Origin of the sequence: Klebsiella sp. LY (genome assembly GCF_004010915.1) — a bacterium.
Classification (GTDB): domain Bacteria; phylum Pseudomonadota; class Gammaproteobacteria; order Enterobacterales; family Enterobacteriaceae; genus Klebsiella; species Klebsiella quasipneumoniae.
In genome coordinates this window covers 5,101,291-5,120,640 of the sequence record NZ_CP022444.1, presented here as the reverse complement: position 1 = coordinate 5,120,640, position 19,350 = coordinate 5,101,291, and the positions used below count along the sequence as shown (strand labels likewise).

Annotated in this window: 22 protein-coding genes and 1 pseudogene; 13 read left to right on the top strand and 10 right to left on the bottom strand. The window is 60.8% G+C overall.

The genetic code is table 11. The annotated features are described in order from the left end of the window. The first annotated feature begins 157 nt into the window (after window positions 1-157). The 8 genes from CE636_RS28185 (at window position 158) to CE636_RS28145 (ending at window position 5,598) form a co-directional block, all read left to right on the top strand. Window positions 158-406, top strand: coding sequence for a hypothetical protein (locus CE636_RS28185; protein ID WP_004205912.1), 249 nt, complete (start codon window positions 158-160; stop codon window positions 404-406). Between the two features lie 290 nt (window positions 407-696). Next, window positions 697-915: a ParD-like family protein gene (locus CE636_RS28180; RefSeq protein WP_002904808.1), complete on the top strand. Its 219-nt coding sequence runs from the start codon at window positions 697-699 to the stop codon at window positions 913-915. Beyond that, the gene (gene map, locus CE636_RS28175) at window positions 896-1,678 is read left to right on the top strand and encodes a type I methionyl aminopeptidase (RefSeq protein WP_017900385.1); all 783 of its coding nucleotides are present in this window, start codon (window positions 896-898) and stop codon (window positions 1,676-1,678) included. The genes CE636_RS28180 and map overlap by 20 nt, the downstream gene beginning before the upstream one ends. Before the next feature lie 268 nt (window positions 1,679-1,946). Continuing rightward, on the top strand, window positions 1,947-3,062 hold the full coding sequence (locus CE636_RS28170) for a serine hydrolase domain-containing protein (protein ID WP_017900384.1): 1,116 nt from the start codon (window positions 1,947-1,949) through the stop codon (window positions 3,060-3,062). Next, the gene (locus tag CE636_RS28165) at window positions 3,049-3,393 is read left to right on the top strand and encodes a hypothetical protein (protein ID WP_017900383.1); all 345 of its coding nucleotides are present in this window, start codon (window positions 3,049-3,051) and stop codon (window positions 3,391-3,393) included. Before CE636_RS28170 ends, CE636_RS28165 begins: the two co-directional genes overlap by 14 nt. Before the next feature lie 28 nt (window positions 3,394-3,421). Continuing rightward, window positions 3,422-3,955 (top strand): DUF2975 domain-containing protein, encoded by a 534-nt coding sequence (locus CE636_RS28160; RefSeq protein WP_004205916.1) that lies wholly within the window; start codon window positions 3,422-3,424, stop codon window positions 3,953-3,955. A gap of 2 nt (window positions 3,956-3,957) precedes the next feature. Next, on the top strand, window positions 3,958-4,164 hold the full coding sequence (locus CE636_RS28155; protein ID WP_004205917.1) for a helix-turn-helix domain-containing protein: 207 nt from the start codon (window positions 3,958-3,960) through the stop codon (window positions 4,162-4,164). Between the two features lie 141 nt (window positions 4,165-4,305). Then, complete coding sequence (locus tag CE636_RS28145) at window positions 4,306-5,598, top strand: glycoside hydrolase family 10 protein (protein ID WP_017900382.1); 1,293 nt, start codon at window positions 4,306-4,308, stop codon at window positions 5,596-5,598. Window positions 5,599-5,614: 16 nt separating this feature from the next. Here CE636_RS28145 and CE636_RS28140 read toward each other — a convergent pair whose 3' ends face one another. From CE636_RS28140 to CE636_RS28120, 5 genes are all read right to left on the bottom strand, one after another. Beyond that, window positions 5,615-6,937: a type II toxin-antitoxin system HipA family toxin gene (locus CE636_RS28140; RefSeq protein ID WP_017900381.1), complete on the bottom strand. Its 1,323-nt coding sequence runs from the start codon at window positions 6,935-6,937 to the stop codon at window positions 5,615-5,617. Beyond that, entirely contained in the window at window positions 6,937-7,203 is a 267-nt protein-coding gene (hipB, locus tag CE636_RS28135) for a type II toxin-antitoxin system antitoxin HipB (protein WP_004205921.1), read from the bottom strand. Before hipB ends, CE636_RS28140 begins: the two co-directional genes overlap by 1 nt. Before the next feature lie 282 nt (window positions 7,204-7,485). Further along, the gene (gene uraH / locus CE636_RS28130) at window positions 7,486-7,812 is read right to left on the bottom strand and encodes a hydroxyisourate hydrolase (RefSeq protein WP_017900379.1); all 327 of its coding nucleotides are present in this window, start codon (window positions 7,810-7,812) and stop codon (window positions 7,486-7,488) included. Then, a complete protein-coding gene (gene uraD / locus CE636_RS28125; RefSeq protein WP_017900378.1) occupies window positions 7,809-8,309 on the bottom strand; it encodes a 2-oxo-4-hydroxy-4-carboxy-5-ureidoimidazoline decarboxylase in 501 nt (166 codons plus the stop codon). The genes uraH and uraD overlap by 4 nt, the downstream gene beginning before the upstream one ends. Beyond that, window positions 8,287-9,666 (bottom strand): nucleobase:cation symporter-2 family protein, encoded by a 1,380-nt coding sequence (locus tag CE636_RS28120; RefSeq protein ID WP_017900377.1) that lies wholly within the window; start codon window positions 9,664-9,666, stop codon window positions 8,287-8,289. The genes uraD and CE636_RS28120 overlap by 23 nt, the downstream gene beginning before the upstream one ends. A 345-nt stretch (window positions 9,667-10,011) precedes the next feature. Between CE636_RS28120 and hpxO the strand changes: the two genes are divergently transcribed. Then, a complete protein-coding gene (hpxO, locus tag CE636_RS28115; RefSeq protein ID WP_017900376.1) occupies window positions 10,012-11,166 on the top strand; it encodes an FAD-dependent urate hydroxylase HpxO in 1,155 nt (384 codons plus the stop codon). On the opposite strand, the gene hpxR is transcribed toward hpxO, so the two are convergent. Further along, window positions 11,147-12,070: a LysR family hpxDE operon transcriptional regulator HpxR gene (gene hpxR / locus CE636_RS28110; protein WP_008804925.1), complete on the bottom strand. Its 924-nt coding sequence runs from the start codon at window positions 12,068-12,070 to the stop codon at window positions 11,147-11,149. The two genes, hpxO and hpxR, sit on opposite strands and share 20 nt — an antisense overlap. 125 nt (window positions 12,071-12,195) lie before the next feature. On the opposite strand from hpxR, the gene hpxD reads away from it, so the two are divergent. After that, window positions 12,196-13,233, top strand: coding sequence for a molybdenum cofactor-independent xanthine hydroxylase subunit HpxD (gene hpxD / locus CE636_RS28105; protein WP_017900375.1), 1,038 nt, complete (start codon window positions 12,196-12,198; stop codon window positions 13,231-13,233). Window positions 13,234-13,244: 11 nt separating this feature from the next. Continuing rightward, window positions 13,245-14,219 carry a molybdenum cofactor-independent xanthine hydroxylase subunit HpxE gene (gene hpxE, locus CE636_RS28100; protein WP_017900374.1) on the top strand — a complete coding sequence of 325 codons (975 nt, stop codon included), beginning with the start codon at window positions 13,245-13,247 and terminating at the stop codon, window positions 14,217-14,219. Here the strand turns inward: hpxE and CE636_RS28095 are convergent. Then, a pseudogene (locus CE636_RS28095) lies at window positions 14,196-15,441 on the bottom strand (MFS transporter). The gene hpxE and the pseudogene CE636_RS28095 overlap by 24 nt on opposite strands. A 105-nt stretch (window positions 15,442-15,546) precedes the next feature. On the opposite strand from CE636_RS28095, the gene CE636_RS28090 reads away from it, so the two are divergent. After that, window positions 15,547-16,491 carry an AraC family transcriptional regulator gene (locus CE636_RS28090; RefSeq protein ID WP_004205934.1) on the top strand — a complete coding sequence of 315 codons (945 nt, stop codon included), beginning with the start codon at window positions 15,547-15,549 and terminating at the stop codon, window positions 16,489-16,491. A gap of 9 nt (window positions 16,492-16,500) precedes the next feature. Here the strand turns inward: CE636_RS28090 and CE636_RS28085 are convergent, their stop codons facing one another. From CE636_RS28085 to CE636_RS28075, 3 genes are all read right to left on the bottom strand, one after another. Then, window positions 16,501-17,256 (bottom strand): VOC family protein, encoded by a 756-nt coding sequence (locus CE636_RS28085; protein ID WP_017900373.1) that lies wholly within the window; start codon window positions 17,254-17,256, stop codon window positions 16,501-16,503. Between the two features lie 178 nt (window positions 17,257-17,434). Beyond that, complete coding sequence (locus CE636_RS28080) at window positions 17,435-17,746, bottom strand: cupin domain-containing protein (RefSeq protein ID WP_004205936.1); 312 nt, start codon at window positions 17,744-17,746, stop codon at window positions 17,435-17,437. Window positions 17,747-17,767: 21 nt separating this feature from the next. Further along, a complete protein-coding gene (locus CE636_RS28075) occupies window positions 17,768-18,031 on the bottom strand; it encodes a VF530 family DNA-binding protein (RefSeq protein ID WP_025999254.1) in 264 nt (87 codons plus the stop codon). 281 nt (window positions 18,032-18,312) lie between these two features. On the opposite strand from CE636_RS28075, the gene CE636_RS28070 reads away from it, so the two are divergent. After that, window positions 18,313-19,341, top strand: coding sequence for an isopenicillin N synthase family dioxygenase (locus tag CE636_RS28070; protein WP_017900371.1), 1,029 nt, complete (start codon window positions 18,313-18,315; stop codon window positions 19,339-19,341). Window positions 19,342-19,350: the final 9 nt, after the last annotated feature.

The following is a 19,350-nucleotide window of genomic DNA, read 5'->3' as shown; positions in this document are numbered from 1 at the left end:
CTGTTAAGCGTAGTGGACCAGGCCATCTTCGGGGGATAACCTCGGCGATTTTCGCACTTAGGTCGCCCACTAATAGTTACTTTTATTGATTAAAAAGTTTGATTGAAAGAATAAATAAAAAGAGTAATGTTAATAATACTTTCTATGGAGGTTAAATATGTTGCGTGATTATTTAAAAGTGGAAAAAGAAGATCGGTTGGTTGAACAACAGAGTCGTCATGACAATAGTCAGCATTATTCTTCGGTAACTGAATGGGTTATTTTAAGTAAAGATGGCCAGCGTAAAGGCCGGGTATCCCTGTTTGACCGCTTCACCACCCGCCGCTCCTGGAGCGACAGCTTCCGCATTACGCAGTTCGATAATGCGGGTAAAGTGGTGGTGGATAAACTCACTGACGCGCTGTAAATTCCCCGGATTCCCGGCCTGACGGGAGAATATTCATACGCAAAATTAACACCTGCATAAAATATATTGATGCGTCGTCATCATGTTATTTTCATTCCGCATACCGATAACCTAATGGGTAATTTTCGCCATGGTGAGCCGCGCGAATTTTTAACCTGTAAAAATACGGTAAATAAGCCCGCTGGTCGGGCTTTTTTGCATGACGCTCGTCACCCACGCCACAAAATGCCAAGGACATCCCGAGCTGGTTTGTATACGATACATCTACGAATCATATATGGTCTGTTTCTATGGGAATCGTCAAAATCTCCGATCTGCTGCACGATGACATTCGTGATGCCAGCAAAGCCATGTCCCGCTCCGTTAATGCCCAGGCGGAATACTGGATCCGCCTGGGCATGATGAGCGAACTCTACCCCGAGCTTAACCACCAGCAGATCAAACTGCTGATGCTGAAATCCGGCTCTGACCGTCTGCTGGAGGTGATCAATGCCATCAATAATCATTAAAACCGCCGATGAGCTCGCGCGCCAGCGCCATGCCGGCCAGCTGCTGGCATCGGTGTTTAACATGCTGGATACCTTTATCGTCCCCGGCGTGACGACGATGGAAATCAACGATCGAGTGGAAGATTTTATCGTCAACCAGCTGCACGCCCGCCCGGCCAGCAAGGGGCAATACGACTTTCCCTATGTGTTGAATACCTCGATTAACGATGTGGTCTGCCATGGGATCCCGAAGGCGACCGAGCATCTGCGCTCCGGGATGATCGTTAACGTCGATATCACCCTCGAGAAAGCGGGCATGATCGCTGACTCCAGTAAGATGTACCTGATAGGCGACGTTTCCCCGCTGGCTCGCCGGCTGGTAAAGACCACCTACGAAGCGATGTGGAAAGGCATTGAGGTGGTGAAACCCGGCGCGACGCTGGGCGATATTGGCCACGCTATTCAGCGCTGGGTCGAGGACCATGGCTACAGCGTGGTCAGAGAATACTGCGGTCACGGCGTCGGTCAGGAAATGCATGAAGAGCCGCAGGTGCTGCACTACGGCAGGCCCGGTGAAGGCGAGGTGCTGCGGGAAGGCATGGTATTCACTATTGAACCGATGGTGAACCAGGGCGACAGTCGTATCAAGACCAAAAAGGATGGCTGGACGGTGGTCACCCGCGATAAAAAACTCTCCGCGCAGTGGGAACACACCGTGGCCGTCACCGCCAACGGATTTGAGGTGCTGACGCTGCGCGACGACGAGCAGTCGCGGATCCGCTGAGTTTTCTTCTCCCGGTATATCGGCATAGCCGACATTTCTCGCTGGCGAGTACCGCCCTTCGTCAGCGCACTTTATCCCCTGGCCTCTATTGCCCCCCGCGTTCTCCACACCGCGCCGGGTGTGTCTGCTTTACTGCTCATAAAGTTAATCATAAAACGATAAAAATTTATTGTAAAACGATAAACACCAGGCTAACCTGCGCTCACTCTAACACCAGGGAGAAACGGTATTCCCTCACCTGGATGTCGTACCGCGTTAAGGAGAAAACATGCGCTGGAACAGCTATCGCCGGGACAGACAGATCATTGCCGCCGTGCTGGTTTTTACCGTCATCGTGGCGGCGGGGATCGCCCTGCAGCCCGGCTTTCATCCCCCCAGCTCCCGGACGACGGGGGATAAACAGCTGGTCTCGATATTAACGCCTCTGCTTAACGGCGCCCGCGGACAGGTCGCCGCCGCGCTGATTACCCCTCAGGGGGTGCGCTACGGCCTGTGGGGGAGCGAGTATACGACGCAGTATGAGATCGCCAGCCTGAGCAAAACCATGACCGCCAGCCTGCTGCTGGAGGCTATTCGCCGCGGCGAAGTCACCGCGCAGACGCCGGTGTCGGCGCTGGTCCCGGAGATTGTCAGCCCGGTGCGGGACGTTACCCTGGAGCAACTGGTTTCTCACCGTTCAGGACTGCCACCGCTCACCGCGTCGGTTGGGCAGCGGCTGGCTATTCTGAGCGACATTGCCCGGCGGCAGAATCCCTGGCGCTACGATCGACCCGCGCTGATCGCGATGATGAACCAGGCCACTCTGCAGCCGACGAAATGGTTTGATTATTCCAACGCCGGGTTTGCCCTGCTCGGACTGGCGCTGGAGCGGGCGTCTCATCGCGATTTTGCCACACTGATGGCGCAACGGGTCTTTGCCCCCGCCGGAATGCAGGACGCGGAAGTGGCCCGGCACAATACTCCAGCCTCGCCGACGTTTACCGTGGGCTGGTCAGCCTCTGGTTTCCCTCAGCAGCCATGGGTGATGGACGCCTTCGCCCCCGCCGGCGGCGTACGCGCCACGATTGTCGATATGGCGAAATATGCCCAGGCGCTGCTGGCAGGAAACCTGGCGGGCAGTGAAGGCATGCCCCCCCTGTTCGCCACCGATGATCCCGATTCCCGGGTGGGTTATGCCTGGTTCACTACCCGCGTCCGCGGACGGGAGATCGTCTGGCATGACGGGCAGAGTGGCGGCTTTGCGGCAATGATGGCCTTCGACCGACAGCGACAGACCGCGGTAGTGCTCCTCTCCGATACCGCCTGGCCGGTGATCGGGCCTGCCATCAAGCTCTTACTGGCTGCCACCCCTGATGAACAGGAGGCGCGTAATGAACGGAATTGATATCGTCTGGGCGCTGTTAACGCTGTTGTCGGTGATCCTGTTTATTTCCGGCGACTGGCTGGCGCAGCGAAAAATACGCCTGCTCAATTATGTTTTGCTGGTGACCGGGGTTATTTATCTCGCCGAGGTTTTCCAGACCCTGCAGAATCTCGGCAAAATGGGCTACCTGTTTCGGATGCTGACCTGGACCATCCAGGCATCGTTCATCACCCTCAGCCTCTACCGCGTCTGGACCCGTCCGTGGTTTACCAGCCGTCGACGCGGCGTCCGGGCGATGAGCGTTGTCTTCGCCGTGGCCCTTATGTCATGCTTGACGCGGCTGGTGCTTTAATTATTCTCATCAATCAGGAAGGTAAATTGTGAAGCAATCCAGAACCCGGCTGAGTCTGGCTATTATTAGCGGCATACTGCCCCTCTTTTTTATGCTCGCCCTGATCGTGCCGCTGTGGATTTTCTTTACCGGCGAACGATATTTTCTTTCCACCCTGCTGCACTTTGCTGAAGTGCCGTTAACCGACAACCCGGCCCAGGCGCCTGGGATGGCGAGACGTTTGTTGCTGCTGGCCCTGCTGTATCTTCCGGCCGGGCTGTTCGCGTTCGCTATCTGGCAGGGCATGAAGGTAACCCGTAGCGTCCGCCAGCGCAGCGTGCTCAGCCTCTCCCTGGCGCACAGCGTTCGTTACATCGCTCTGGCCATGGTGGGGATGGGGATCTTACTGCCGGTCTGCCGCTTTCTCATCCCGCTGCTCGCCTGGTGGCCGCAGCCTTATTACCAGGTGGTGTTTCTGCTCAGCGACGGGGTGCTGCTTCTGACAGGAAGCTTGCTGTTTGTGACATTTCACGCCATGCTCCACGGGATCCGTGCGGAAGAAGAGAATAAGGAGTTTATTTAACGATGGCTGTGGTGGTGAATCTGGACAAACTGCTGGTGGAAAAAAAGATGACGTCCAGGGCGCTGGCGGCCTTTGTTGGCATTACCGAACAGAATTTGTCGCTGCTCAAGTCAGGTAAAGTCAAAGGCATCCGCTTTGATACCCTGTCGCGCATCTGCGAGGCGCTCGAGTGTCAGCCTGGCGATATTCTGGCGTGGGAGCCCGACTGACCTCTCCCACCTGATGTCAACAGTCCTGTCAAGGAATTGCTCTGGCCGGCGAATCGTAAGAGAATAGCCGCTACACGCGACGATCTGATTACACGGGAGTTCATCATCAGCCATTCTCGTCGATTCCCCCTAGCCAGCAAAGTGGCGCTGGCAGGCGCGGCGCTCATCGCCGCCGGCATGCTGTTCAGCTGCACCAGTAAGGCCCCCAAATCCCTCGTCACGCCGCCGAAAAGCGCGGCCGTTAAAGCCGGTCAGACGCACCGGGAGCCGGTACGCGGCGTCTGGCTGACCACCGTCTCGCGCCTTGACTGGCCGCCGGTCGGGTCAATTATCGCCAGTACGCCGGAAAGCCGCATCACCCAGCAGAAGCTGGCGCTGCTCGCCAAACTCGATAATCTGCAGCGCCTGGGGATCAACACCGTCTTTTTCCAGGTGAAACCGGACGGTACGGCGCTCTGGCGGTCGGATATTCTGCCGTGGTCCGATATGCTGACCGGCAAAATCGGCGAATACCCCGGCTACGATCCGCTGCAGTTTATGCTGGATGAAGCGCACAAGCGCGGCATGAAGGTCCACGCATGGTTTAACCCTTACCGCGTCTCGGTCAACACCAAACCGTCGACGATTGCCGAGCTGAACAACACCCTCACTCAGGTGCCGGCCAGCGTGTTCGTCCTGCACCGTAACTGGATCCGCACCGCCAGCGATCGCTTTGTTCTCGACCCGGGTATTCCCGAAGCGCGTGACTGGATCACCAGCATTGTCGCTGAAGTGGTGCAGAACTACCCGATTGACGGCGTGCAGTTCGATGACTATTTCTACACCGAAACCGCTTCTTCCCCGCTTAACGACAACGAGACCTTCCGTCGTTACGGGCAGGGCTATGCCTCGAAGGGCGACTGGCGGCGGCATAACACTCAGCAGCTTATTGCCCAGGTCTCCGCGACCATTAAAAAACTCAATCCGAACGTCGAGTTTGGCGTGAGCCCGGCCGGGGTGTGGCGCAACCGCTCCCACGATCCGGCGGGGTCTGATACCCGTGGCGCGGCCGCCTATGATGAATCCTATGCCGATACCCGCAGCTGGGTGCAGCAGGGACTGCTCGACTACATCGCCCCGCAGATTTACTGGCCGTTTGCCCGCGATGCGGCGCGCTACGATGTGCTGGCCAACTGGTGGGCCGAGGTGGTCAAGCCGACGCATACCCGGCTGTATATCGGCGTGGCCCTGTACAAGGTGGGTGAACCGTCCAAAAATGAACCTGACTGGACGGTGGATGGCGGCGTGCCGGAGCTGAAAAAACAGCTCGACCTCAATGAGTCCCTGCCGCAGATCCAGGGCACCATCCTGTTCCGCGAAAACAACCTCAATCAGCCGCAGACCCGCCAGGCGGTTAACTACCTGCGCAGCCGCTGGGGGCCGCCGCAGAGCTAACCGCCAGCCGGCTTCGCTATCCCGCCTGCAGCCCTTGCTGCAGGCGGGCGTGCAGTTTCAGCATGTTCTCCGTGATGGCCCGCCAGACGTGGGCGGAAAAGTCCGACGGCAGCGTCCGGCGGGCGCTTTCGATGGCCTGCGGCACGCGGTCGGCAAACTCGCCCAGGATCGCCAGCATCTGCTCCCGGGGGAAGTTAACCGCTTTGGCGGTCGCCAGAAAATGACGCGGATAGATAGCGTTAATCTCCGTTTTCCGCCCTTTTGTGGCATTGAGCCCCATCGACAGCTTCAGGTCGCGCAGATGCAGTCCCGTCCCGCCCAGCACCGGAAATGCCGAAATAATGTCGTAGAACGGCGTGAGCCGGTAGCTGCCGCCGGGCAGCAAAAAGAGCGAGAAGTTCTTCGCATGCCCGTCCGTTGCCCCGGTCAGCCACTGGAACACCATGAACTTCATAAAGTCATAGCGATCTTTCAGGGCCTCACTGGAACCCAGCAGAAAGGTCATGATCGCGGCGATACCCGGCCCGCCGTCAGACTCATATTTCATCGACGACGGTATGCCGAATGCCTGACACAGATCCTCCTGCGGCAGACGCAGCAGCACGCGCCCCTCCTGCGCCCAGCGCCGGTCGAAGCGGGTCACCGCCAGCGCACGGATCCGCGGCGTGTTGATAATCTCCGCCTCCGGCACCGCCAGGCCCAACGCCCTGGCCAGCGCCAGGCACAAATATTCGTTATCCACGCTTTCACGCAGATCCAGCGTCGCATTGGGCTGCTTTATCTCGCCGATAGGCAGTTTAATGATATGGGTGGTCGGGGTGGTGCCCTGCGGAATACACCAGTGCTCGCCCATTCGCAGCAGCGCGGTTTTCTCCTGAGCGCCGGCCACCGAGATACGAAAATCGTCCTGGCCGGTCACCATTCCGAGAGGAATATCCGACTGGTAGGCGGTCAGCAAAGCGGTCAGCTGCGCCTCATCCAGCGTCTGCCAGCGCAACGCGGCAAGATGCGCCTCTTCCCCCGGCGGCAGCAGCGTCACCGCCCCTACGCTGTCCCGCCCGACCTCGGCCAGCAGATCGAACGGCTGTTTCGAACGCGCCTGATAGCGCCTGACGATCCGCTCGCGGACCTGCGGGCTGTCGGGCAGCAGGTTATCAAAATAGTGATACACCGCGTCGGCGGTGATATTGCCATACTGCAGCGGCAGCGAGAGGGAGAGCGGTCTGGCGCGCGGGCTGCGCAGCCACTCCTCATCATAGCGGAAACTGTGCGCCCCGTTGGCCTGGCGGGTTAAGGTTCCCACGCGCGCATTGTTCATCCAGGTGGTGAGCGTCGCCATTACCAGTCAAGATCCGTGGTGTTATCGGGAATCATCGCCGTCTCTGCCGGTTTGGCGTTCAGGGTCATCACCACCCCCAGCGACTGGAGGATCTTAAACAGGGTGGTTAAGGTGGTTTTGTCGGGGTGATTTTCAAAATTGGACAGCGTCGCCTGTTTAATGCCGATCCGGCTGGCCAGCGCCTCCTGAGTCCAGTGATTTTGCTGGCGCAGCAGTTTCAGGTAATTGGCCAGCTGAACCGGACTGTATATCTGCGGGGAATTCATCGCCTTGTTCCTCACCATCATTTATCCCCCTATCGGGATAAAACTGGTTTTATACCCTACAAGGGATAATGTCAAGTTTATCCCCTGGTGGGGATAGATCAATGATTATCCTTACGTAGGGATAAAGCAGAAGGGATGGCAGCCGGAGCAACGTGGTCTGCCCGGTGGCGGCTGCGCCTTACCGGGCCTACGGGATGTCGCTACCAGTTTCATCATCATCCAGGCCGGGCAAGCGTAGCGCCGCCCGGCAATGGCTGTCACTCGGGCAACGCGCAGCCGGGCTTAGCTGCCGCGGTAGGTCGACCATCCGCCCGGGGCGATCAGAAACGGCAGATGGAAATGGTCCTCTGCCGCCTCGCCAATGACAAAATCAATCTGCGCCCGGGTAAAGACGCTCTCGCGCCCGGCACGGGCAAACCACGCCCCGGTTTCCGCGGTTAAACAGTAGCGCCCCGCCGGCAGCGGCGCGGCGCTGAAGGTGACGATACGCCCCTGGGCGTTGGTCACCAGGTTCGCCAGGGTCTCGCCCTCCCGGCTCAGGCTGACCGCGACGCCTTCAGCCGGCGTGCCGGTGGAAATATCCAGAATATGGGTGCTCAGGGTGCTCATTCGCCAATCGCTCCTTCCAGTCTTAACATCGTAATTTCCCGCAGCTGGGCAAGCGCCTCAGCCACTTCTTCGTCAGCGGTATGCTGCAGCCGGCGCGTCAGCGCCTGCAGAATCTCTTCGCCGCTGCGCCCTTTGGCGCGGATTAAAAACACCCGGCCAAAGCGGGCTTCGTAGCGGGCATTCCCCTCCCGCAGGGCCTGCGCCAGTCTTTCATTATCGCTGTCCACCGCCGACTGCTCCTGGCGTGACATCGTCGCGTGCGCCTGGCTGCCGCTCGGTTTTTCGCCGATCCGCGGATGGGCGCTGAGCGCCGCGTTCAGATCGTTCTCTCCCCAGTCGCCCATCGCTTCCCGGGCGACCTGCAGCAGCGCTTCACGGTTGGCGAAGGGGCGCAAGTTCACCAGCTTATCGCTCCAGGCCGGGATCGCCACACAGGGAGCCAGCAGCTCCCCTGCCTCATCGCCACTCAGGCTGTTAAACTGACTCAGCGCGATCATCCTGACTCCTTATCGTTTTCGTCGCCGCCTGCTCCTGCGGCAGAACAAGGTTCAGCGCTATCGCCACCAGCCCACCGCTGGTGGCCGCGGAACCGAACAGATCGCCGACCATCGGCGGAAAATGGCTGAGAAACGCCGGCACCGACTCCACGCCAAGACCCGCACCAAACGCCAGTCCCACGATCAGCACATCGCGTCGGGTGAGCGGGTTCTGGGTAATGATCCGGATCCCGGCCGCCACCACGCAGCCAAACATCACCATCGTAGCGCCCCCCAGCACCGGCGCCGGGATCTGCCGCAACAGTTCGCCCACCGGCGGGAACAGCCCGAGCAGGATCAGAATTACGCCAATGTAGCGTCCGACATAGCGGCTGGCCACCCCGGTCATCTGGATCACGCCGTTGTTCTGCGCGAAAGTCGTGTTTGGAAAGGCGCTGAGCATTGCGGCCACCATGCAGCTGACGCCATCCGCCAGGATACCGCCCTTCAGCCGGTTGCGGAAAGCGCGATCGTCAACAGACTGTTGTGAAATCAGCGAGTTGGCCGTCAGATCGCCCACCGCCTCCAGAATACACACCAGCGACACCAGCGCCACCGGCAGAAATATCGCGCTGTTAAACTGAAAGCCAAACGGGAACAGCGTTGGCAGGCGAAACAGGGTATCGCCCAGGCTGTGAAGATGGAACTGACCGCTCAGCCCTGCCGCCACACAGCCCACGGCAATGCCCACCACCACCGAGGAGAGCCGCAGCCAGCGGTTTTTGGCGCAGCTCAGCAGGACGATAACGCCAAGGGTACCCGCCCCGAGCGCGATATTGCTCATGCTGGCGAAATCCTGCGCCTTTTCCCCACCGCACCAGTTAATGACGCTGACCTTGATCAGGCTGATGCCTATCAGCGCAATCACGCTGCCGGTAATAATAGGGGTAAAGATTTTCTTCAGCGGTTCGATAAAGCGGCTGACAATCACCGGCACCAGGGCGGCGACAAAGTTAACGCCAAACAGCATCGCCATAATATCCTGCGGCCCGCCGCCCTGCGCTTTCACCCACATCCCTCCGGCTACCGCCACGCCCAGAAAGGCGAAGCTGGTGCCCTGCATGCAGATCATCCCGGCGCCAATGCCCCAGACCCGGTTGGACTGCAGAAAGGTACCGATACCCGAAGCCAGCAGCGACATACTGATGAGATACGGCAGCCAGTCGCCAAGTCCGAGGGTGGCGCCGATGATCAGCGGCGGCGTGATGATCCCCACCAGACCCGCCAGCACATGCTGGAGGGCGCTAAAAAAGGCAGGAAGCGGTGGGATCCGCTGTTCAAGGCCGTAAAGCAGGCCGCTGTGATGTTCGTCAGACATGGTGTTATCCCGTAGCAAAGAGAAGTGCATGGGCTACTGCACAAAGCAGGCCAGAGACGACAAAAGCGCACGAATAAATTTATTAACACTTCAAAATCATCAACTTAAATTATTCGAATGATGCATCATTTCCCTCCGCTGCTGAACCAGGCTTATGAAACGATAGATTCTTAATGCAACATACAGAAACTTTTGATTCATAAAAAGGCAACCAATGCATCACATTGCACCGAGGTGGTGCGCCATGACCTGCCGCTGTGCCTCTGGCGGGCGGTTTTCCTCTCTTCGGCGAACTGGTACGCAAATTGCTGTAGTCAGTGCCTACATCTGGAGAAGGAGAAAAAAATGAAAGCAATCGTGATTGGCGCGGGCATCGGCGGCTTAAGTGCGGCAGTGGCGCTCAAACAGTCGGGGATCGACTGCGACGTCTATGAGGCGGTGAAAGAGATCAAACCGGTCGGCGCGGCGATTTCCGTATGGCCCAACGGCGTGAAATGCATGGCCCACCTCGGCATGGGCGATATCATGGAAACCTTCGGCGGACCGCTGCGCCGCATGGCGTATCGCGATTTCCGCAGCGGCGAGAACATGACCCAGTTCAGCCTCGCGCCGCTGATCGAACGCACCGGCAGCCGCCCCTGCCCGGTATCCCGCGCAGAGCTGCAGCGGGAAATGCTGGATTTCTGGGGACGGGAGCGCGTGCAGTTCGGCAAACGCGTCACCCGCTGTGAAGAAAACGCCGACGGCGTGACGGTGTGGTTTACCGACGGCAGCAGCGCCAGCGGCGATCTGCTGATTGCCGCCGACGGCAGCCATTCCGCGCTGCGTCCGTGGGTGCTCGGCTTTACCCCGGAGCGCCGCTACGCCGGCTACGTCAACTGGAACGGTCTGGTGGAAATAGATGAAGCGCTGGCGCCCGGCGATCAGTGGACCACCTTTGTCGGCGAAGGCAAGCGCGTCTCGCTGATGCCGGTCTCCGCTGGCCGGTTCTACTTTTTCTTTGATGTGCCGCTGCCGGCGGGTCTGGCCGAGGATCGTGACACCTTGCGCGCTGACCTCAGCCGCTACTTTGCCGGCTGGGCGCCGCCGGTGCAGAAGCTGATCGCCGCCCTTGACCCGCAGACCACCAACCGTATTGAAATCCACGATATCGAACCGTTCAGCCGCCTGGTGCGCGGTCGCGTCGCGCTGCTGGGCGACGCCGGACACAGCACCACCCCGGATATTGGCCAGGGGGGATGTGCGGCGATGGAAGATGCGGTGGTGCTGGGCGCCGTTTTCCGCCAGACCCGCGATATTGACGCCGCCCTGCGCGAATATGAAGCCCAGCGCTGCGATCGGGTTCGCGATCTGGTGTTGAAGGCGCGCAAGCGCTGCGATATCACCCACGGTAAGGATATGCAGCTCACCGAAGCCTGGTACCAGGAGCTGCGGGAGGAGACCGGCGAACGGATTATCAACGGCATGTGCGACACCATCCTCAGCGGGCCGCTGGGCTGACGGTCGCCATGGACTCAATCACCGCGCTCAGCGTCTGAATGGCCATCTGCGCGGGACGCGATAGCTGACGCGAGGGCGCGGTGCACAGCGCCAGAGTCAGCGGCCGCAGCAGCGTACTGCGCAGCGGGATAAAGGCCAGCTGTCCGCGCTGAACCTCGTCCAGCACGTCGAGCAGGCTGAGGAGCGTCACGCCGCTGCCGCGCAGCACCAGCGACTTAATGAGTCGAATATCATTGCAGCTGATGGTATTCTCCGGCGCAAAGTCATGGTGGCGATAGAGGAGCGCAACACGCTCATGAACAATCAGCGGCGCGCCGGGCACGATGTGCCGCTCCAGGCTGAGCTCGCCCAGAGACAGGGCCTTCGCCCCCGCCAGAGGATGGTCCGGGCGCATCACAATCCCCACCTCCAGTTCGGCAAAGGCCAGTACGCTGAGTCCGGCCTGCCCCTGCGGATCGAGGATCAAACCGACGTCCAGATCCGCCTGACGCACTTTCTGGCTGACGGTGTGGCTGTCGGCCACCTGCAGATCCAGCTCCAGCCACGGCCAGCTGGCTATGATCTCCGCCAGCGCGGCGGCGAAGCCGCCTTCCGCCAGCGCCTGCACCATGCCGACACTGACGCTCCCGCGCTTCATCCCCTGCAGCTCATCAAATTTTTGCCGGGTCTGACGAAACTCCTTCTGCCAGCGCAACAGATTGTCATACAGCAGTTCACCCGCAGTGGTCATCCGTAGTCCCTCCGGCAGCCGCTCGAACAGCGGTGTCCCGAAGGCCTCCTCGGCCTGCAGGATCTGGCGGTTAATCGCCGAGGCCGAGATATGCAGCTGCTCGGCGGCCCGACGCAGGCTGCCGCAGCGAGCCACGGCGATGAAATAGTGGGCGAAACGGGAAAATGGACTCATGGTGCCCCTGTACTCTTTTTTGCAACAGCAGAGTGAATTAATGGTGATGGATGTGAACACCCTAATATGACAACAATAATCTCACAACAATAAAACAATCACCGATGTGAGCAGGAAGAGAAATCATGAAGACAACCACCCCCACGCCCCCCGCCCATTGCACCTTCGATCCGGAAGACTGGCTGCGGCTGGCCCGCTGCTGGCACCCGGTGGCCCGCGCCTGCGATATTGGCGGCGCTCCGGTGAAAGCCACCCTGCTGGACGAACAGCTGGTTATCTATCGCATTAAAGGCCAGGTGGTGGTCGCCCGCGACGTCTGCCCGCACCGCGGCGTCCCGCTGACCCTGGGGTTTCATGAAGAAGAAGGCATCGTCTGCCCCTATCATGGCCTGCGCTTTGGCGAGGATGGCCGCTGCAACCGCATCCCCTCCAGTCCGGGGCAACCCATTCCGGCCAAACTGCATCTTACCAGCTTCGCCGTGGAGGAGCGTTACGGGCTGATCTGGACCTGCCTGGCCTGCGATCCGGACAATCCGCCTCCGTTACCGACCATGCCGCACTGGGACGACGCCGGCTTTCAGCAAATCAACTGTCCGGCCTTTGAAGTGAAGGGCTTTGCCGGCCGCCAGGTCGAAGGCTTTCTCGATGTCGCCCACTTCGCGTGGATCCACACCGAGACCTTCGCCGATCCGGACAACCAACAGGTGCCGGACTACACCCCGCAGGAGACGCCGTTCGGCTTTGTTGCCGACTACTGGAGCTCGGTAGGCAATTACCCGGCCAGCTCCGATTTCCGCGCGCCGGAAGGGTTCCAGTGGCTGCGTCACTTTGAAATGCATCTGCCGTTCACCGCCACGCTGACCATCCATTTCCCTGCCGATGCGAAGCTGGTGATCATGAACGCCGCCTCGCCGGTGTCGTCGCGCGTGACGCGAATGTTTGCCCCTATCGCCCGCAATTTTGACCTGCATGTGCCGGTGGAAGACGTTCATGCGTTCAACCTGCGGGTGTTTGAGGAGGACCGCCTGATGGTTGAGACCCAGCGCCCGGAGCGGCTGCCGCTGGATCTGACCCTGGAGGCGCATATTCCGGCAGACCGCAGCTCTATCGCCTACCGGCGCGGGCTGAAGAAGATGGGCTTTGGCGATTTCTTTCTGGTATGAGTGGAGGTCTTATGCGCGACATACTCCCGGTGGTGGTCGATGGCCTGTGGCGCCAGGGCGCGAAAAATCTGGCCGTTCGTCTGGTGAGCGCCGATGGGCAACCGCTGCCGGCGTGGGCGCCCGGCGCCCATATCGACCTCCATCTCCCCTGCGGGCTGATCCGTCAGTATTCGCTGACCGGCAGCCCGGCCGGACGGGATCACTATCTGCTCTGCGTCGCCCGCGAGGCGCAGTCGCGAGGCGGCTCCCGTTATATTCATGACACCCTGCGTCCGGGGCAGCCCTTGCTGATCTCTGCTCCGCGCAACCACTTTCCCCTGCACGGGGGCGGCCACGTGGTGCTCCTCGCCGCCGGGATCGGCATTACGCCGCTGCTGGCGATGGCCCATGCGCGGGCGGCGTCCGGCGCCAGCTTTACGCTGCACTATTACGTCAGCCGCGCGCAGGAGGCCGCCTTCGCCACCGAGATCGCCAGCCAGCTCACCGGCGGAACCTGCCTGATCCACAGCTCTGCCGACGGGCAGAGTCCGCGCCTGCGGCTGGCGCAGGATCTGGGCGCGCCGGACGCCGACACCCGAGTCTATTTCTGCGGACCGCCGGGGTTTATGGCCCAGGTGCGCGACACCGCGCTGGCGGCCGGCTGGGCGGAAACGCAACTGCGCAGCGAAGCGTTCCAGCCGACCGTCCCGACGGCGGCGTCGGCGGAGGACGGCACCTTCACCATCACCCTCGCCTCCACCGGTGAGCGCTGGCCGGTCCCGGGGGACAAAACCATCGCCCGGGTGCTGCAGGAGCATGGCGTTGAGGTGCCGCTCTCCTGCGAGATGGGGATCTGCGGCGCCTGCCTGACGCCGGTGCGGGAGGGAACGGTAGACCACCGGGATACCGTGCAGTCGGAGGCGGAAAAACAGGCCGCGGAGCAGCATATCGCGCTGTGCTGCTCCCGCAGTCTGTCGGCCAATTTAGTTATCGATCTCGCGGGATAAGCGGCCGGTCTCCGGCTGCTCGGCGCTGGCGACCGGTTTCACCCGCACGGCGGTGAAGACCACGACCATCGCGGTCAACAGTAGCAAACCGCTGCCGGTGAAGACGCCGCTGGCGCCATGCAGATCGAACACCGCCCCGCCGCCGGCGGCGCCGGCGCTGATGGCCAGCTGAATAGAGGCCACCAGCAGACCGCCTGCGCTTTCCGCCTCATCCGGCACCCGGCACGGTGGTGGCCAGCCAGGTGGACCAGGCCACCGGCACCAGACCGAAGGCAAATCCCCACAGGGCGACCAGCAACCCGTCGAGCACGGACAGATGGCCAAACGTCACCATCAGCAGCGCCAGGACGCTCATCATCAGCGGCACCAGTGCCAGGGTCAGACGCAGGCTGCGGCTCAGCAGATAGCTCGCCACCGAGGTGCCGACAAAGTTAGCGACACCGAAGCCGAGCAAAATCAGCGAAACGCCTTCAACGCTGGCCTGCGCGACGGTCTCAAGGAACGGTCGCAGGTAGGTGAAGAAGGCAAAATGGCCGCTGAAAATCAGGATCGACGCCAGCATGCCCCCCAGCATACCGGGACGGCGCAGCACCCTGAACAGCGTGGAGAAGGTGCCAACGCTTTCCGGCCGCATGGAGGGCAGCACCCACAGCTGCCAGAGCAGCGCCAGCAGGCTGGGTATCGCGCAGAGAATAAACACGTTGCGCCAGCCGATCAGCTCTCCGAGGTAGCTGCCGAGCGGCGCGGCCACCACCGTGGCGACAGACACCGCGGAAAAGATGATCGCCAGCGCTTTCGGCACATGGGCCGCCGGCACCAGACGCATCGCCGTGGCGGTGGACATCGCCCAGAAACCACCGATGGCGATCCCCAACAGCAGACGACCGAGCAGGAGAAACGCCAGCGAACCGGCAAAAGCGACCATCAGGCTGGAGACAATCTGCAGCACGGAAAAGAACATCAGCACCCAGCGGCGGTCGATATTGCGGGTGGCGGTGGCGATCAGCAGGCCGGTGACTAACGCCACTAACGCCGTGGCGGTCACCGCCTGCCCGGCCATCCCTTCGCTGACGCCGAGGCTGCTGGCCATCGGCGTTAACAGGCTGGCGGGCAGAAATTCAGCCACGATCAGGCCGAACACCCCGAGGGCCAGGGCATAGACGGCGCGCCAGGCAGGCCTGACGGGTGACAGGCTCGCGTCAGCAGCTATGCAGGAAGTCATATACATCTCTCCAGGTTTATTAACATCCTGGTCATCTTAGGGGCTTACCCCTGGACGATATATGATGCATACTCTTCAGTTATTGATTATTCGTCCGGAATTACCATGAGCCAGCCCACTATCGACCTGACCAGCGAACTGCTGCGCGGTATGCGCCTCTCCGGCGTGAATTACCGGCGCATCGAGACCTCCCGCCCGTTTGGCGTCGGCTTTAGCGCCGTGGCGGGCAAAGCCCAGTTCCATTTCATCAGCCGCGGGCCGGTGCTGCTGCGCATGGCCAGCGGAGAACAGTTCACCCTGGAGAGCGGCGACGCGCTGTTTATTCCCAACGGCGACGGGCACGCCCTGCTCTCCGATCCGCAGGCCGCGGTGGTGAATGTGGCGCAGCTGAACAGCGAAACGGTGTGCAGCACGGTAAGTTGTATCAACGCTGGCGGCCAGCCTGACTGCCCGGAGCGCGCCGTGATTTTCAGCGGTTGTATGGACTTTGAACTCGGCGGCATGCAGCCGCTGGTGAAGGCCATGCCCGAAGTGATGCGGGTGAGCTGCCTGCTCAACACCTGGCCGGAGATCCAGCCGCTGCTGGCGGCGATGGAGCGGGAATCGCTCACCCGCCAGGCGGGCTATGCCGGGATCCTCGCCCGACTGGCAGACGTGGTGGCCGCGCTGATTGTCCGCGGCTGGGTGGCCTGCGGGTGCGGTAACGCCACCGGCTGGGTGCAGGTCCTGCGCGATCCCCGGCTGGCGAAAGCGATCTACGCCATGCATCAGCGTCCGGGCGTTAACTGGAAAGTGGAAGATCTGGCGCGGGAGGCGGGGCTGTCGCGCTCTCTCTTCGCCGAGCGTTTTCTTGCCGCCACCGGCACCACCCCCGCCCGCTATCTCACCGAGCTACGTATGCGGCTGGCGGTGCAGTACATCACCCACGAAGGCCAGGCGCTTGAAAAAGTCGCCTTCAGCCTCGGGTATCAGTCGCTGGCGGCCTTCAGCCGGGCGTTCAAACGCATCACCGGCCAGCCGCCGGGGGCCCTGCGCGCGACGGTACGCTAGCGTCAGCCGTTATATAAAGCGATACACGCCGTTGCCGACGCGAAAGCGTTGCCCCTTAAGCGCCGGGTTGGCGACGCGAAACACCAGCTCGGTCAGCTGGTTGGCGGGTCCCTGGCGGAAAGTAAACCACTGGCCGCCCGCGTCCAGCCCCTGCTCTCCCTGTGACGGGAAGCCCAGCAGTGCCTGCCAGCGGTCGCGCACCGCCTGCGGATTGTCCACCTCGAACACCGCCTGCTCGAGCACAATGTCGCCCAGCGGATGAGGCACGTCCAGCCCCTGAGCGCGCAGCCGCGCCAGCCGGGTCTCGTCGTCTTCTCCCCACTGCAGCACAAAAGGAAAGACCAGCCCGTCGGTGTCGCCATCGATGGTGAAGATCCGCCAGCGGATGACATTGCCCTGCGGATCGTGGCGCTGGCCATCGACAATCGGTGACACCGCCAGCCCCTTGCGACGCAAGTGGTCATGGGTGGCGTCGATGTCGTCGCTGCGCAGCGCGACGCGAAACAGCGCTTCGTTCTCCGGCAGCAACCGCGCGGCATCCCGCGAGAGCAGAAATCTGTCCGTCGCGGCGCGCAGTTCGTCCGGGTCGGAAATGGCGAGGAATTCGATATAGGTCAGACCAAAATAGCTCAGCGCATTGCGGGTTCCCCACCCCGGATGGCGCCCGCCGACCGCCGCCAGCAGCTGCTGCCCGGCAAAGACTTCAATCGCCGCTTCCGGCTGATTCACAAACTGTACTGCGTGATCCCACTGCAAGGTGGCCATGATCTCTCCCGCGGTTGTGCCTGTTAAGACGTCTGCGGCAAAAGATAGTGCTGGGGTGAAGGCAATGGCAAACAAGAATTATGTATATTGAAAGCTGGATAAGTGATTTATATCAACGCGGTATGTTGAGTCTGACAGGCGATGAAACGGCGGGCTAACGAATTGCCCGCCGGCGGGATCAGACCGACCCTTCTTTCTCAATCACCAGAATACGCGCCGCCCCCTGGGGATGGGCGACATGCTCGCATCCCACCTCGGCGTAAAAGATATCTCCGGCGTTCAGCATGATCACCTGTTCCTCGCCGTCGACCTTCACATGCATCGCCACCTGACCATCCATCACGGCAAACACCTCCTGACCGTCGTTGATGTGCCAGATATAGGGTTGGTCGGTCCAGTGCAGGCGCACGGTGGTGCCGGAAAAATTGGCAATGTCCAGCGCGCCCCACGCGCGGTCGGCGGTGAAATCTTTACTGCTCCAGCTCTGCATGATGTTGTCCGGTGGTAAGGGTTATTTTTTCTGCCAGTTTGCCCAGGGATCCGCTTTCTCCGCCGGCGCATCGTCGTCGAGCGAAGCCAGATACATCGCCTCCACCTCTTTGCGCGCCCACGGCGTCCGGCGGAGAAATTTCAGGCTGGACTTAATGCTGGGATCGCTTTTAAAGCAGTTAATGTTGACCTGGCGGGCCATTTCCACCCAGCCGTAGCGCGCCACCAGGGCATTGAGCAGCGCTTCCAGCGTCACGCCGTGCAGGGGATCTTTTGAGCTGTGCATGAGGATACATCCGTTCCGCATTAAAAAAGTGCGCCCACCTTACTGACTCTCGGTGACGGGCGCAACGGCTTCAGTTCGCCCTTACGCCTTTATCTATTTAACGCAAAAGCATAGAACCCCGCGCGGACATAAATTAGAAAATAACGTTATTGGTTGCTTATCTGGCCCTGAGGCAAGCTGTGCTCAGCCCCGGACAGAGGAAATCACCATGCGCTGCTGTTGTGCCAGAACCCTGAACCTGAATCGACCCATAACTTATTATCCCGTTTTCGGAGAACACAATGAACGCGACCACCCTGCCGATTCTCGATCTGGCCCGCTACGCGGACCCCGCGGATAAAGCGGCCTTCCTGACCGACCTGCGTCACGCCGCCCGCGACATCGGCTTCTTTTATCTGATCAACCACGGTGTCGACGACGCGCTTCAATATGAAGTTCAGCGCCAGTCCCAGCGCTTTTTTGCGCTTGATGAGGCGCAAAAACAGCAGGTGGCGATGATCCACTCCCCCCATTTTCGCGGCTATAACCGCGCGGCTTCTGAGCTGACGCGCGGCCAGCCTGACTGGCGAGAGCAGTTTGATATCGGCGCCGAACGTCCGGCGCTGACCCTCAGCGACGACGCGCCGCGCTGGCAGCGCCTGCAGGGTCCGAATCTGTGGCCTGCCGCGCTGCCATCGCTAAAACCGGTATTACTTCACTGGCAACAGCAGATGACTCAGGTGGGGATCCGCCTGCTGCGCGCCTTTGCCGAAGCGCTGCAGCTCCCGGAGAATGCCTTTGACCGGCTTTACGGCGACCAACCCAACGAGCATATCAAGCTGATCCGTTATCCCGGCCAGCAGGAGACCCAGAGCAGCCAGGGCGTTGGCGCCCATAAAGATTCCGGTTTTCTCAGCTTCCTGCTGCAGGACGAGCAGAAAGGGCTGCAGGTTGAGGTGGCGCCCGGGCAGTGGATCGACGCCGTACCGCTGGCCGGCAGCTTTGTGGTCAATATTGGCGAATTGCTGGAGCTGGCCACCAACGGCTATCTGCGCGCTACCGTTCACCGGGTGGTGTCACCGCCGGCTCAGCAGCAGCGCCTCTCCATCGCTTTCTTCCTTGGCGCCCAGCTTGACGCGGTGGTGCCGGTTTATACCCTGCCGCCCGAGCTGGCGCGTGAAGCGCGCGGTCCGGACAGCGACCCGCACAATCCGCTGCTGCGCGATGTCGGCTGGAATTATCTCAAGGGCCGTCTGCGTTCCCATCCGGACGTGGCGGAACGCTACTATCAGGACGTTTTTCGCGAACGCGCCGAGCAATTGATCGTTTAACCATAACTA

Coding starts and splice junctions, on each gene's coding strand:
- CE636_RS28165 (WP_017900383.1), top strand. CDS start 3,049: ATGAACGGAATTGATATCGTCTGGGCGCTGTTAACGCTGTTGTCGGTG.
- hpxE (WP_017900374.1), top strand. CDS start 13,245: ATGCGCGACATACTCCCGGTGGTGGTCGATGGCCTGTGGCGCCAGGGC.
- hpxR (WP_008804925.1), bottom strand. CDS start 12,070: ATGAGTCCATTTTCCCGTTTCGCCCACTATTTCATCGCCGTGGCTCGC.
- CE636_RS28170 (WP_017900384.1), top strand. CDS start 1,947: ATGCGCTGGAACAGCTATCGCCGGGACAGACAGATCATTGCCGCCGTG.
- uraH (WP_017900379.1), bottom strand. CDS start 7,812: ATGAGCACCCTGAGCACCCATATTCTGGATATTTCCACCGGCACGCCG.
- CE636_RS28185 (WP_004205912.1), top strand. CDS start 158: ATGTTGCGTGATTATTTAAAAGTGGAAAAAGAAGATCGGTTGGTTGAA.
- CE636_RS28090 (WP_004205934.1), top strand. CDS start 15,547: ATGAGCCAGCCCACTATCGACCTGACCAGCGAACTGCTGCGCGGTATG.
- CE636_RS28085 (WP_017900373.1), bottom strand. CDS start 17,256: ATGGCCACCTTGCAGTGGGATCACGCAGTACAGTTTGTGAATCAGCCG.
- map (WP_017900385.1), top strand. CDS start 896: ATGCCATCAATAATCATTAAAACCGCCGATGAGCTCGCGCGCCAGCGC.
- hpxO (WP_017900376.1), top strand. CDS start 10,012: ATGAAAGCAATCGTGATTGGCGCGGGCATCGGCGGCTTAAGTGCGGCA.
- hipB (WP_004205921.1), bottom strand. CDS start 7,203: ATGAATTCCCCGCAGATATACAGTCCGGTTCAGCTGGCCAATTACCTG.
- hpxD (WP_017900375.1), top strand. CDS start 12,196: ATGAAGACAACCACCCCCACGCCCCCCGCCCATTGCACCTTCGATCCG.
- uraD (WP_017900378.1), bottom strand. CDS start 8,309: ATGATCGCGCTGAGTCAGTTTAACAGCCTGAGTGGCGATGAGGCAGGG.
- CE636_RS28120 (WP_017900377.1), bottom strand. CDS start 9,666: ATGTCTGACGAACATCACAGCGGCCTGCTTTACGGCCTTGAACAGCGG.
- CE636_RS28075 (WP_025999254.1), bottom strand. CDS start 18,031: ATGCACAGCTCAAAAGATCCCCTGCACGGCGTGACGCTGGAAGCGCTG.
- CE636_RS28180 (WP_002904808.1), top strand. CDS start 697: ATGGGAATCGTCAAAATCTCCGATCTGCTGCACGATGACATTCGTGAT.
- CE636_RS28080 (WP_004205936.1), bottom strand. CDS start 17,746: ATGCAGAGCTGGAGCAGTAAAGATTTCACCGCCGACCGCGCGTGGGGC.
- CE636_RS28070 (WP_017900371.1), top strand. CDS start 18,313: ATGAACGCGACCACCCTGCCGATTCTCGATCTGGCCCGCTACGCGGAC.
- CE636_RS28140 (WP_017900381.1), bottom strand. CDS start 6,937: ATGGCGACGCTCACCACCTGGATGAACAATGCGCGCGTGGGAACCTTA.
- CE636_RS28155 (WP_004205917.1), top strand. CDS start 3,958: ATGGCTGTGGTGGTGAATCTGGACAAACTGCTGGTGGAAAAAAAGATG.